The organism is Cupriavidus sp. 86D6 (genome assembly GCF_057815095.1).
Genome location: NZ_JBYPSB010000001.1, coordinates 518,750 through 531,241 on the forward strand (window position 1 = coordinate 518,750; position 12,492 = coordinate 531,241).

Genomic DNA, 12,492 nt, shown 5'->3' on the forward strand with positions numbered 1-12,492 from the left:
GCACCGGTTTTCAAATTGAAAACATCGGGTAGACCATGAGCAACGCACAAGGCAGAGAGGAAAGCGCCCCCACTCCTATCGACACTACCGCGGGCGGCACGCAAGTCAGCGTGGCACCGCGTCCTTCGAACCTCCCGCACCGGATCATCGTGGTCGGCGGCGGCGCCGGCGGGCTTGAACTCGTTACGCGGCTCGGCGACAAGCTGGGCAAGTCGCGGCGCGCACAGGTGACGCTGGTCGACCGCATGCCCACGCACATCTGGAAGCCGCTGCTGCACGAAGTGGCTGCCGGCAGCATGGATCCGAATACCCACCAGCTCGAATATGCCGCGCAGGCGCGCTGGCACCATTTCGACTTCCAGCAGGGCGAACTGACCGGCATCGACCGCGCCCGCAAGATCGTCAACGTGGCGGCCTGCATGGATCAGGATGGCACGGAACTGCTGCCCGCGCGCGAACTGCCGTACGACACGCTGGTGCTGGCCATCGGCTGCATCACGCATTTCTTCAATGTGCCCGGTGCCGCCGAACACGCCATTGCGCTCGATACCGTGGACCAGGCCGAACGCTTCCGCCGCAAGCTGATCGCGGCCTGTGTGCGCGCCCAGAACGGCAAGGGGCGTATCGGTGCCGATGGACGGCCGCAGGTGGACGTGGCCATCATCGGCGCCGGTGCCACGGGCGTGGAGCTTTCGGCCGAACTGCGCAATACCGCCCACGTGCTCAATGCCTATGGGCTGCACCACCTGGACCCGCGCCGCGACGTGCGCATCCATGTGATCGAGGCCGGCCCACGTATCCTGCCGGCGCTGTCGGAGCGTGTCTCCGCCGAGACCACCAAGCTGCTGCGCAAGCTCGACGTTGACGTGTTCACGTCGGAGCGCGTCACCGAGGTCACGGGCGATGCGGTGCTGACGGCCAGCGGCAAGCGCATCGATGCGGACCTGACCGTGTGGGCGGCCGGCATCACGGCGCCGGGCGTGTTGCGCACGCTTGGCCTGCCGGTCAGCAAGATGGGGCAACTCGTGGTGGGCCCCACGCTGCAGACCGAAACCGACCCGGACGTCTTCGCATTCGGCGACTGCGCGGCCGCGCCGTGGCCCGAGAAGCAGACCACGGTGCCGCCGCGCGCCCAGGCGGCGCATCAGCAGGCCACGTTCCTGTACGACGCGCTGCGCGCCCGGCTCGACGGCAAGCCGCTGCCGAAGTTCGGCTTCAAGGACTTCGGCTCGTTGGTGTCGCTGGGGCACTTCAGCGCGGTGGGCAGCCTGATGGGCGGCCTGATCGGCGGATCGATGTTCATCGAGGGCCTGATGGCGCGCTTCATGTACACGTCGCTGTACCGCATGCACGTGCTGGCGCTGCATGGCGCCATCGGCATGGGGCTCGACACCGTGACGCACTGGCTGCGCAGCAAGACCAGCCCGCGCGTGAAGCTGCACTGACCGCGCGCGGAGCCAAAAGAGGGCCGGATCAAACGCGATGGCCGCCAGCCACGCCAAGGCGTGCGCTGGCGGCCATGTTTGCTTAGAATCGACGGCGCCGCGCTTGCGTCACATGCCCAGATGACGCGTGCGGTGCCCTCGATGCCACGGAGACCCCTCATGCTGAAGCCCGAAGTCGAAAGCCTCGTTCCCGGTCAATCCTTCGACCGCCGCAGTTTCGTCAAGACCGCGCTGGGCTCGGCCTTTGCGGCAGCCGTGCTGCCGGTGACGGCGCAGACGATCAAGACGGATTTCAACGGCCTGACTGCCGGCGAAGTCACCGTGCCGTCGAACGGCTTCAACATGCCGGTCTATCGCGCGCAGCCCGAAGGCAAGAAGAACCTGCCGGTCGTACTGGTGATCAGCGAGATCTTCGGCGTTCACGAGCATATCGCCGACATCTGTCGCCGTTTCGCCAAACTGGGCTATCTGGCCATCGCTCCCGAGCTGTTTGCCCGCCAGGGCGACCCCGCCAGCTACGGCACGATCCAGGAACTGCAGGCCAACATCATCCAGAAGGTGCCCGATGCCCAGGTCATGGGCGACCTCGACGCCTGCGTGGCGTGGGCCGGCGCGAACGGTGGCGACGTGAACCGGCTGGCCATTACCGGCTTCTGCTGGGGCGGGCGCATCACGTGGCTGTACACGGCACATAGCAAGCGCGTGAAGGCGGGCGTGGCGTGGTACGGCCAGTTGGTGGGCCAGCCGAATGCGCTGAAGCCGAAGAATCCGGTCGATATCGCTGGCGACCTGCACGCGCCGGTGCTGGGTCTGTACGGCGGCAAGGACACCGGCATCACGCAGGAGCATGTGTCGCAGATGAAGGCTGCGCTGGCCGAATCGTCGAACCCGAACGCCAGGGCGTCGACCTTCGTGGTCTATCCGGAGGCCGGTCACGCGTTCCACGCCGACTACCGCGCCAGCTACGTGGAAGCGGCAGCCAAGGACGGCTGGCAACGCTGCCTGGCCTGGTTCAAGGAACACAAAGTCGTTTGATCCGGGCGGGGAGTACCCCCTGCATCCGCGCGGGTGATTGCAAAGAGGGCGCCGAGGTACGTACAATGCGGACTTTCGCGTTTTTGCAACCATGTTGCGTTAGTGCGCGAACGTAGTCAGTCGGCGACGACTGCCCGGCTGTCGGGCGGGGGCCGGTCCGGGAGTTCATCATCCATTCCACGCTTTTGTACATCTTGCTGGCGGCGACCATTTCCGGCGTCGGCAGCATCTTCGGCGCGGCGCTGCTGTCGCTGACCGTGGCTTCGCGCGTGGTGGAGCGCATGGTGAGCTTCTCGGTGGGCGTGCTGCTGGCGACGGCCCTGCTGCATTCGTTGCCCGAAGCGTTCGAGTCTGGCGCCGACCCACGTGCGCTGTTCGGCACGCTGCTGGCTGGGCTGCTGGGCTTTTTCCTGCTCGAAAAGATCTCGCTGCTGCGCCATTCGCATCACCACGAGGGTGACGGGCATCACCACCATCATGGCCATGACCGCGAGGAAGCGGGACGCAGCGGCCTGACCATCCTGGTGGGCGACACGTTCCACAACTTCGCCGACGGGATTGTCATCGCCGCCGCGTTCCTGGCCGATCCGCATATCGGTCTGGTCACTGCGCTGGCCATTGCCGCGCACGAAATCCCGCAGGAAGTGGGTGACTTCATCGTGCTGCTGAACGCGGGCTTCTCGAAGGCGCGGGCCTTCGCGTTCAATCTGCTGTCGAGCCTGGCCGCCATTCTGGGCGGCATCGTCGGCTATTTCCTGCTGGACCAGCTGACGGGCTGGATTCCGTATGTGCTGGTGATTGCGTCGAGCAGCTTTGTCTATATCGCCGTGAGCGACCTGATGCCGCAGATGCAGCGCAAGCCGCGTCTTAAGGAATCGGCGGTGCAGGTGGTGTTGGTGGCGGCCGGTATCGCCGCGATCGTCTTTATCACCAACGGCGTGCACGAGCAGCACGCGCATGGCCACTCGAAGGCCAAAACAGAAGCGGCGTCAAACTGAACTGACGCCGCTTTCTTGCCGGGCCGTCTGGCCCCTCAGGTGCCGCTGCCCGTCGCCACGGGGCGCTTGGGATCGGCACACCATTCGCTCCACGACCCAGGATACAGGGCCGCATCGGTCAGCCCGGCCACTTCCATGGCCAGCAGGTTGTGGCAGGCGGTCACGCCCGAGCCGCACTGCATCACCGTGTCGGCGGCCGTCTTGCCGCCGAAGACCTGGCCGAATTCCGCACGCAGCTGGTCGGCCGGCTTGAAGCGTCCATCCGCGGTCAGGTTGTCCTTGAAGAATCGATTGGCGGCGCCGGGAATATGGCCGCCCACCGGGTCGAGCGTTTCGTTTTCGCCGCGGAAGCGGTCGGCAGCCCGCGCATCGACCACCAGCAGCGCCGGCTTGTCCAGGTTTTCCAGCAATGCGGCGGCATCGACGGTACGTACCAGCGACGCGCGGCGCGTGAGGTTGCCACCGGTTTCCGGATCGGGCGTAACGCCCGGTTCCAGCGGCAGGCCTGCCGCCAGCCAGGCCGCCTTGCCGCCATCGAGCACGGCCACGGTGCCGTGGCCGACCCAGCGCGCCAGCCACCAGAGCCGGGCGGCATACATGCTGCCCTGCGCATCGTAGGCGACGATCAGCGTGTCATCGTTGACACCGAGCGCACGCAGCCGCGCCACGAACAGATCGGCATCGGGCAGCGGGTGGCGGCCATTGAAGCCGGTCTTCGGGCCGGATAGTTCATTGTCCAGATGCAGGTAGAACGCGCCCGGCACATGGTTTTGCTGGTACATCTCGCGGCCGGCGGCGGGGTTGGCCAGGTCAAACGAGCAATCGATGACGACCACATGCTGCCGGGCCGAGGCGCGCAGCTGGTTCAGTTCGATGGCGGAAATCAGCGGTGATGGCATGAAGAACCTGTCTCGCGTTGAGTGGGAAGTCGATGCCAATGCTACACCGCCGCCTCCGCGCGCGCGTCAGACCTCGGGATGCACTTCGGCCTCGGGCGACTTGACCGGCGTGGCCGGCGTGGGATGCTTGTCGGTATCGCGGGCGCGCGTGAGCGTGGTGGCAATGCCGCTGGCCACGATCAGCGCCATGCCCAGCCACGAGATCCAGTTGAGCCGGTCGTCCCAGACCAGCATGCCCCACAGGCTTGAAAACACGATGCCCGCGTATTGCAGATTGGCCGTCAGCAGCGTGTTGCCGCGCTTGTAGGCGCGTGTCATCGACGTCTGCCCCAGCGTGGCCAGGATGCCGATGGCCAGCAGTAACCCTGCGCCGTGCCAGGTGTGGTGGCTGACGCCGGTGAACAGCATCCAGACCAGGCCGCAGACCAGGCCCACGGCCGAGAAGTAGAACACGATGCGGCCCTCGGGTTCGCCCAGCTGGCCCAGCTGGCGCACTTCCACATAGGCCAGCGCCGTGAACACGCCGGACACCAGGCCGATCATGCCGCCCGCCAGCTGGTCCTTGCCCACCGAGGGCTGCAGCAGGCAGATCACCCCGGCGAACGACAGCAGGATGGCGCCGATCAGCTTCTTGTCGGTGCCGCCGCGCGTGCCGGCCAGCGCTGCGCCCGCGCCCAGGATCAACGCGATCCACACGGGCGACATGTAGTTCAGCGTCATGGCCGTGGCCAGCGGCAGCAGCGTGATCGATGTGAACCAGAGCAGCAGGGCGGTGACGCCAAAGAGGCTGCGCTTGATGTGGGTGACCATGTGCGGCGTGCGCACCGACGTGCCTTGCGACGACAGCAGGACCCACATGATCGTCACGCCGATCAGGCTGCGGTAGAAGACGATCTCGCCCGTCGTATAGAGCTCGGCTGCCAGCTTGACGCCCACCCCCATCAAGGAAAATGCGAAGGCGGCAAACAACATCCAGAGCGATTGCATGGCGAAACGGGGCGAGACGGCGTGGAAAGGGGGCGAAACCTGAAAAATCGTTGATAAAGCAACGATTGAGCAGTGATTCTATCAGTGCGCCGACCGCCGCTCCAATGCAAAACGGACCGTTTTCACGGTCCGTTTCGTGTTGTCCACAGTTTTGCGGGCGATCTCCGCACCCGGTTGCGAACGTTCAGCGGTTGCGGTAGTCCATCGCGCGCCGATACCACTCGTGGAAATGCTGCATGCCGTCTTCCATTGGCGACTGGTACGGGCCGGTCTCGCTGATGCCGCGCTTCATCAGGGCCAGGCGGCCGGCGTCCATGCGTTCGGCAATCTCGTCGTCCTCGATGCACGTCTCCATATAGGCGGCGCGCTCGGCCTCGACGAATTCGCGCTCGAACAGCACGATTTCCTCGGGGTAGTAGAACTCCACGACGTTGCGCGTCTTGCGCGGGCCCATCGGGTGCAGCGTCGAGATGCACAGCACGTTCGGGTACCACTCCACCATGATGTTGGGGTAGTAGGTCAGCCAGATCGCGCCATGCTTGGGCAGCTTGCCGTTGTTGAAGCGCAACACCTCGTCGTGCCACTTCTGGTACGTCTGGCTGCCCGGGCGCTCCAGGCCCTTGTGCAGGCCCACGGTCTGCACGCTGTACTGCTCGCCGAACTCCCACTTCAGGTCGTCGCACGAGACAAAGCTGCCCAGGCCGGGGTGGAACGGCACAACGTGGTAATCCTCCAGATAGACCTCGATGAAGGTCTTCCAGTTGTAGTTGCACTCGTGGACTTCCACGTGGTCGAGCATGTAGCCGTCGAAGTCGAGATCCTCGGCCACGCCCATGCGGGCCAGGTCGGCGCGCACGTCGCGCTCGCCTTCGAACAGCATGCCGTTCCAGTTCTGCAGCGGCGACCGGTTCAGGCGCACGCAGGGCTGTTCCGCGAAATGCGGCGCACCCAGCAGTTCGCCCTGCAGGTCGTAGGTCCAGCGGTGCAGCGGGCAGACGATGTTCCTGGCGTTGCCGCGGCCATTCATCATGATGGCCTGGCGGTGGCGGCAGACGTTGGACAGCAGTTCGATGCCGTCCGGGTTGCGCACCAGCACGCGGCCCTCGTCTTCGGCAGCCAGCGTCTGGAAGTCGCCGGTTTCCGGCACCATCAGTGCGTGGCCGACGTAGCCCGGGCCCTTCTTGAACAGCAGTTCGAGTTCTTGTTGATGCAGCGCCTCGTCAAAGTAGACGTCGACGGGCAACTGCGAATCAGCCGGCGCAAGCTTGAGCGCGGTGCTGAGATTGGACATTATCCCCACTCCCTATGAACAGGCGAAAGCAGTGAACAACCCAACCATCGAAAAATGAATCGATTTGGGAAACCGTGTCAGACGATCGGCATCCGGACCGGTTCCCTTTCTGCCTGACCAGTCTGGCGGCGGAAAAGTGCGTCCTGGACGCAACGGTCGGATCTCGCTGACGAGCCCGGGATTGTACCCGAGCCCAAAAATTAAGGGCCTGATTTTTTTGGGTTTTTAGCGAAAAAGTCGACCCGGGTCGTCATGGAGGTGCCCCTTCAGCCGCATTCCGAAAGACGACCCGGGCGCACACGTCACTTCCATGTCAAAAGACTGTGTCAAGGGCGCGATCCGGACACCCGGTTTCCATGAAGTGGATAAGACTGTTCTGCGGCCCGGCCCCGGATTGGCGTAAAATCGCGAATTCCCCTGATCAAGGCCTGACATGCCAAGAACGACGACCGCCCCGGTCCAGTCTGAAGAAACGCCGGCCGCCAGCGCGCCGCCGGCTTCCTATGAGGCCGCAATGGCCGAGCTGGAAACCCTGGTGGCGAGCATGGAAAGCGGCGAATTGCCGCTGGAAGCGTCCCTGGCGGCATACCGTCGCGGCGCGGAACTCGTCCGTTTTTGCCAGCAGAGCCTGGAGCGGGTGGCCCAGCAGGTCAAGGTTCTGGAGGGCGATGCCCTGAAACCCCTGGCCGGCGAGCCACGTTCCGATAACAACAGCGCAGATTTCGAATGAGCGATTTCGCTACCTGGATGCGGGCGCAAGGCGCCCGGACCGAGGCCGCCCTGGACGCCGCACTGCCGTCCACGGACACAATTCCACACACCTTGCACGAGGCCATGCGCTATGCTGTTCTCGGCGGTGGCAAGCGGGTGCGCCCGCTGCTGGTTCATGCCGCGGGCGAGGTGGCGGGTGCGGCACCCGAAGCCTGCGATGCCGCTGCGTGCGCGGTCGAGATGATCCACGCCTATTCGCTGGTTCACGACGACATGCCCTGCATGGACGACGACGACCTGCGCCGCGGCCGGCCGACGGTCCACAAGGCCTACGACGAAGCCACGGCGCTGCTGGTGGGCGATGCCCTGCAGACCCAGGCCTTCATCGTGCTGGCACAGCTGCCGGCGCTGGGCGCCGAAGCGCGCCTGAAGCTGGTGGCCGAACTGGCCATGGCCTCGGGCTCGGTGGGCATGTGCGGCGGCCAGGCGATCGACCTGCAGAACGTGGGCCTGGCGATGACACGCGACGCACTGGAAGGCATGCATCGCATGAAGACCGGTGCCCTGCTGCGTGCCAGCGTGCGCATGGGAGCGTTGTGCGGAAACATCGATCCGGCCGGTCTGGCGGCGCTTGACCAATATGCGGCGGCCGTGGGATTGGCTTTCCAGGTGGTGGACGATATTCTCGACGTCACTGCAGATACGGCAACGCTCGGCAAGACCGCCGGGAAGGATGCCGCCAACGACAAGCCGACCTATGTGTCGCTGCTTGGTCTGGATGCCGCACGCGAGCTGGCTGCCCAGCTTCGCACCGACGCCCACGAGGCGCTGGCGGGATTCGGCGCACGCGCCGGCCGGCTGGCCGAACTGGCCGACCTGATCGTGCTGCGCTCAAACTGAACTGAAAAGCCGGACACACAGAATCCGGCGGCCGAACGGACATCATGACCTACACGCTGCTCAACAATATCGACGACCCCGCGGACCTGCGCAAGCTGGACCGCCGCCAGCTCGGCACGCTTGCCGACGAACTTCGCGCCTACGTGCTGGAATCGGTCTCGCAAACCGGCGGTCACCTGTCGTCCAACCTGGGCACGGTGGAGCTGACCATCGCGCTGCACTATGTGTTCGACACGCCGAGCGACCGCATCGTCTGGGACGTGGGTCACCAGAGCTACCCCCACAAGATCCTGACCGGCCGCCGCGACCGCATGTCCACGCTGCGCCAGTACGGTGGTATCTCAGGCTTCCCGCGTCGCTCGGAAAGCGAATACGACACGTTCGGCACGGCCCATTCGTCGACCTCGATCTCGGCCGCGCTGGGCATGGCCCTGGGCGCGCGCACGATGGGTCACAAGCGCGTGGGTATCGCCGTGATCGGCGATGGCGCGATGACCGCCGGCATGGCCTTCGAGGCCATGAACAACGCCGGGGTCTACAAGGACCTGCCGATGCTGGTGGTGCTGAACGACAACGACATGTCGATCTCGCCGCCGGTCGGCATGCTGAACAAGCACCTGGCCCGCCTGCTGTCGGGCCAGTTCTACGCGGCCACCAAGAAGGGCATCGAGAAGGTGCTGTCGGTGGCGCCGCCGGTGCTCGAATTCGCCAAGCGCCTGGAAGAACATGCCAAGGGCATGGTCGTGCCGGCCACGCTGTTCGAGGAATTCGGCTTCGACTACATCGGCCCGATCGACGGTCATGACCTGGAATCGCTGGTGCCGACGCTGCAGAACATCCGCCAGCGCGCCCTGGAAGGCCACGGCCCGCAGTTCCTGCACGTGGTGACCAAAAAGGGCCAGGGCTACAAGCTGGCCGAGGCCGACCCGATCCTGTATCACGGCCCGGGCAAGTTCAACCCGGCCGAGGGTATCCGCCCGTCGGCCAAGCCGTCGCGCAAGACGTACACGCAGGTGTTCGGCGAATGGCTGTGCGACACGGCCGCCGCCGACAAGCGCCTGATCGGCGTGACGCCGGCCATGCGCGAAGGCTCGGGCATGGTGGAATTCGAGAAGCGCTTCCCGGACCGTTACTACGACGTGGGCATTGCCGAACAGCACGCCGTGACGTTTGCCGGCGGCCTGGCCTGCGAGGGCCTGAAGCCGGTGGTGGCGATCTACTCGACGTTCCTGCAGCGCGGCTACGACCAGCTGATCCACGACGTGGCGCTGCAGAACCTGCCGGTGGTGTTCGCGCTGGACCGCGCCGGCCTGGTGGGCGCCGACGGTGCCACGCACGCCGGTGCGTACGATATCCCGTTCCTGCGCTGCATCCCGAACATGATGGTGATGACGCCGGCCGACGAGCAGGAATGCCGCCAGCTGCTGACCACCGCCTACCAGCAGGATTGCCCGACCGCCGTGCGCTACCCGCGTGGCGCTGGCGTGGGCGTGGCCACCGAGGCCGCGCTGACGGCCCTGCCGCTGGGCAAGGGCGAGATCCGCCGCGAAGGCCAGGCGCGCGCCGGGCAGCGTGTGGCCATCCTGGCATTCGGTTCGATGCTGCATCCGTCGCTGACGGCCGCGGATTCGCTCGATGCCACCGTGGCCAATATGCGTTTCGTGAAGCCGCTGGACGTCGACCTGGTCAAGCAGCTGGCCGCGAACCACGACTACCTGGTCACGGTGGAAGAGGGCGCGACGATGGGCGGCGCCGGCAGTGCCGTGCTCGAAGCACTGGCCGAGGCCGGCATCGAGATCCCGACGCTGGTGCTGGGCCTGCCCGACAAGTTCATCGACCACGGCGATCCGGCTTTCCTGCTGTCGCAGTGTGGCCTGGATGCCGCTGGCATCGCGCGTTCGGTGCGCGAGCGTTTCGCGCTGACCGAGCAGCCGGTGAAGGTGGCCACGCGCGTCGCCTGACCGCCAGCCGCAGCAAGCTGTAGCCGGAACCGGCGCGGATTATCCGCGCCGGTTTTGTTTTGGCTGTCGGCAAACGGCAGGAAGCTGCATCGCCGGATCATTGTCCGCATGAAATACGCAGAATGACGCGCGGGCGCGGCAGCACCTTCCAATATTGCGTAGAATCGCCATTCCCATTTTTGTGTTCGCAACTGCGGGCCGGCGCCCCCCTGGTTTTCTGTCCGGACCGTCGTTTCACACTCGTTGCGCGGCGTGGAGAAATCCTGCGAAAACGCCGCGACCGTAAGGATGGCCGTCATCCCCTGACGACGTCCTGGAGGAAACCGTAGATGAATGACATCAATCCCGCCTTCGTGATGCCCGACGTGCAATCGAGCGTCGATACCCGCCAGATCGTGATCCAGCGTGTGGGCGTCAAGGGCGTGCGATATCCGCTGACACTGAAGACGCCGGCTGGCGACATCGGCACCGTTGGCACGTTCAACCTGGACGTGCGCCTGCCAGCGGACCAGAAGGGCACGCATATGTCGCGTTTCGTGACGCTGCTGGAAGACAATCGCGCGCCGCTGGACCTGGCCGGCTTCCGTGGGCTGCTCGACGACATGCTGGTACGCCTGGAAGCCGATGCCGGCCGCATCGAGGTGTCGTTCCCGTACTTCATCAGCAAGACCGCGCCGGTGTCTGGCGTGCAGTCGCTGCTCGACTACGAAGTGACGCTGGCTGGCGAGAAGCGCGACGGGCAGACGCGCCTGTTCCTGACCGCGCTGGTGCCGGTGACGAGCCTGTGCCCGTGCTCGAAGAAGATCTCGCAGTATGGCGCGCATAACCAGCGATCGCACATCACCATGCAGGTGGAACTGGCTGGCGACCTGGATGTGGAAACGCTGGTGCGCATGGCCGAGGAAGAGGCTTCGTGCGAGCTGTGGGGTCTGCTCAAGCGGCCCGACGAAAAGTTCGTGACCGAGCGCGCCTACGAGAACCCGAAGTTCGTGGAAGACCTGGTGCGCGACATCGCCATGCGTCTGAACGCCGATAACCGGATCGTGGCCTACACGCTGGAAGCCGAGAACTTCGAGTCCATCCACAATCACAGCGCCTACGCCGTGATCGAGCGCGACAAGCGCGTCGCGTAAGCGTTGGCGGCAACTCCCCGCGTCCGCCAGGCGCGGGCGGGGAGAACTAGCTTTCCTGCGAAGCCGGCGTGTCGGCAGGGTCCGGCAGGTGGATGTCCGACAAATCCCAGCGCGGCGTGACGCCGTAATCGTAGCCATGGCGCGCCAGCTGGGGCGCGGCCTGCAGCCGCATGGCGCCGGCAAAGGCGATCATCGCGCCGTTGTCGGTACAAAACGCCAGGTCGGGGTAGTACACGTCCACCTTGCGACGGCGGCCCATCTCGTCGAGCCGCGCGCGCAACTGCCGGTTGGCGCCGACGCCGCCGGCCACCACCAGTCGCTTGTGGCCGGTCTGCTTGAGCGCGTTGAACGACTTCGCGGCCAGTACATCGACGATGGCATCGACAAACGAGCGCGCCAGGTTGGCCCGGTCCTGCTCGCAGGCGTTGCCGAGCTTGCGCGTCTGCGTCAGCACGGCGGTCTTGAGCCCCGCGAACGAGAAATCGAGATTGCCGGAATGGAGCATCGGCCGTGGCAGCTCGAACGCGCCCGGATTGCCGAATTCGGCCAGCCGCGACACCTCGGGGCCGCCCGGATAGCCCAGGCCCAGCAGCTTGGCGGTCTTGTCGAACGCTTCGCCGGCGGCATCGTCCAGCGTTTCGCCCAGCAGCGTGTAGTCGCCGATGCCTTTGACTTCCATCAATTGGGTGTGGCCGCCAGATACCAGCAGTGCGACAAACGGAAACGGCGGCGGGGCATCGGTCAGCAGCGGCGAGAGCAGGTGGCCCTCCAGATGGTGGACGCCCACCATCGGCACATCGAGCGCAAAGCCGAGCGCGTTGGCCACCGAGGCGCCCACCAGCAGCGCACCGGCCAGACCGGGACCCTGGGTATAGGCGATGGCGTCGATGTCCTTGCGCTGGCGGCCGGCGTCGTCCAGCACCTGCTGCAACAGCGGCAGCACGCGGCGGATATGGTCGCGCGACGCCAGTTCCGGCACCACGCCACCATATTCGCGATGCATGGCGATCTGCGAGTGCAGCGCATGCGCCAGCAGACCGGCCCCGGTGTCGTAGAGGGCCAGCCCGGTTTCGTCGCAGGAGGATTCGATACCGAGGACAAGCATGGAAATTCTGGTGCGGCCGGACGGGTT

Annotated in this window: 11 protein-coding genes; 7 read left to right on the forward strand and 4 right to left on the reverse strand. The window is 65.5% G+C overall.

What is annotated here, in order from left to right:
- The first annotated feature begins 35 nt into the window (after positions 1 to 35).
- From AC3G88_RS02385 to AC3G88_RS02395, 3 genes are all read left to right on the forward strand, one after another.
- The gene (locus AC3G88_RS02385) at positions 36 to 1,445 is read left to right on the forward strand and encodes an NAD(P)/FAD-dependent oxidoreductase (RefSeq protein ID WP_153945548.1); all 1,410 of its coding nucleotides are present in this window, start codon (positions 36 to 38) and stop codon (positions 1,443 to 1,445) included.
- 159 nt (positions 1,446 to 1,604) lie between these two features.
- The gene (locus tag AC3G88_RS02390; protein WP_488770562.1) at positions 1,605 to 2,480 is read left to right on the forward strand and encodes a dienelactone hydrolase family protein; all 876 of its coding nucleotides are present in this window, start codon (positions 1,605 to 1,607) and stop codon (positions 2,478 to 2,480) included.
- A gap of 185 nt (positions 2,481 to 2,665) precedes the next feature.
- Positions 2,666 to 3,478: a ZIP family metal transporter gene (locus AC3G88_RS02395; protein ID WP_153945546.1), complete on the forward strand. Its 813-nt coding sequence runs from the start codon at positions 2,666 to 2,668 to the stop codon at positions 3,476 to 3,478.
- 35 nt (positions 3,479 to 3,513) lie between these two features.
- Here AC3G88_RS02395 and AC3G88_RS02400 read toward each other — a convergent pair whose 3' ends face one another.
- The 3 genes from AC3G88_RS02400 to AC3G88_RS02410 form a co-directional block, all read right to left on the reverse strand.
- Positions 3,514 to 4,377 (reverse strand): sulfurtransferase, encoded by an 864-nt coding sequence (locus AC3G88_RS02400; RefSeq protein ID WP_488770561.1) that lies wholly within the window; start codon positions 4,375 to 4,377, stop codon positions 3,514 to 3,516.
- Between the two features lie 66 nt (positions 4,378 to 4,443).
- Positions 4,444 to 5,364, reverse strand: a complete 921-nt coding sequence (locus tag AC3G88_RS02405) for a DMT family transporter (protein WP_153945544.1) — start codon at positions 5,362 to 5,364, stop codon at positions 4,444 to 4,446.
- 184 nt (positions 5,365 to 5,548) lie between these two features.
- A complete protein-coding gene (locus tag AC3G88_RS02410) occupies positions 5,549 to 6,655 on the reverse strand; it encodes an aromatic ring-hydroxylating oxygenase subunit alpha (RefSeq protein ID WP_488770560.1) in 1,107 nt (368 codons plus the stop codon).
- 433 nt (positions 6,656 to 7,088) lie between these two features.
- On the opposite strand from AC3G88_RS02410, the gene AC3G88_RS02415 reads away from it, so the two are divergent.
- The 4 genes from AC3G88_RS02415 (at position 7,089) to folE2 (ending at position 11,360) form a co-directional block, all read left to right on the forward strand.
- Positions 7,089 to 7,385, forward strand: coding sequence for an exodeoxyribonuclease VII small subunit (locus AC3G88_RS02415; RefSeq protein WP_488893100.1), 297 nt, complete (start codon positions 7,089 to 7,091; stop codon positions 7,383 to 7,385).
- Complete coding sequence (locus AC3G88_RS02420; RefSeq protein WP_153945541.1) at positions 7,382 to 8,266, forward strand: polyprenyl synthetase family protein; 885 nt, start codon at positions 7,382 to 7,384, stop codon at positions 8,264 to 8,266. Before AC3G88_RS02415 ends, AC3G88_RS02420 begins: the two co-directional genes overlap by 4 nt.
- A 44-nt stretch (positions 8,267 to 8,310) precedes the next feature.
- Positions 8,311 to 10,227 (forward strand): 1-deoxy-D-xylulose-5-phosphate synthase, encoded by a 1,917-nt coding sequence (dxs, locus tag AC3G88_RS02425; protein WP_488770558.1) that lies wholly within the window; start codon positions 8,311 to 8,313, stop codon positions 10,225 to 10,227.
- A 329-nt stretch (positions 10,228 to 10,556) separates the two neighbouring features.
- The gene (gene folE2 / locus AC3G88_RS02430; RefSeq protein ID WP_488770557.1) at positions 10,557 to 11,360 is read left to right on the forward strand and encodes a GTP cyclohydrolase FolE2; all 804 of its coding nucleotides are present in this window, start codon (positions 10,557 to 10,559) and stop codon (positions 11,358 to 11,360) included.
- Between the two features lie 46 nt (positions 11,361 to 11,406).
- On the opposite strand, the gene tsaD is transcribed toward folE2, so the two are convergent.
- Positions 11,407 to 12,465, reverse strand: a complete 1,059-nt coding sequence (gene tsaD, locus AC3G88_RS02435) for a tRNA (adenosine(37)-N6)-threonylcarbamoyltransferase complex transferase subunit TsaD (protein ID WP_488770556.1) — start codon at positions 12,463 to 12,465, stop codon at positions 11,407 to 11,409.
- Between the last annotated feature and the right edge of the window lie 27 nt (positions 12,466 to 12,492).

Excerpts from the sequence above, each read along its gene's own strand:
- AC3G88_RS02420 (WP_153945541.1), top strand. The coding sequence starts at position 7,382 with ATGAGCGATTTCGCTACCTGGATGCGGGCGCAAGGCGCCCGGACCGAG.
- AC3G88_RS02400 (WP_488770561.1), bottom strand. The coding sequence starts at position 4,377 with ATGCCATCACCGCTGATTTCCGCCATCGAACTGAACCAGCTGCGCGCC.
- folE2 (WP_488770557.1), top strand. The coding sequence starts at position 10,557 with ATGAATGACATCAATCCCGCCTTCGTGATGCCCGACGTGCAATCGAGC.
- AC3G88_RS02415 (WP_488893100.1), top strand. The coding sequence starts at position 7,089 with ATGCCAAGAACGACGACCGCCCCGGTCCAGTCTGAAGAAACGCCGGCC.
- AC3G88_RS02405 (WP_153945544.1), bottom strand. The coding sequence starts at position 5,364 with ATGCAATCGCTCTGGATGTTGTTTGCCGCCTTCGCATTTTCCTTGATG.
- AC3G88_RS02410 (WP_488770560.1), bottom strand. The coding sequence starts at position 6,655 with ATGTCCAATCTCAGCACCGCGCTCAAGCTTGCGCCGGCTGATTCGCAG.
- dxs (WP_488770558.1), top strand. The coding sequence starts at position 8,311 with ATGACCTACACGCTGCTCAACAATATCGACGACCCCGCGGACCTGCGC.
- AC3G88_RS02390 (WP_488770562.1), top strand. The coding sequence starts at position 1,605 with ATGCTGAAGCCCGAAGTCGAAAGCCTCGTTCCCGGTCAATCCTTCGAC.
- AC3G88_RS02385 (WP_153945548.1), top strand. The coding sequence starts at position 36 with ATGAGCAACGCACAAGGCAGAGAGGAAAGCGCCCCCACTCCTATCGAC.
- tsaD (WP_488770556.1), bottom strand. The coding sequence starts at position 12,465 with ATGCTTGTCCTCGGTATCGAATCCTCCTGCGACGAAACCGGGCTGGCC.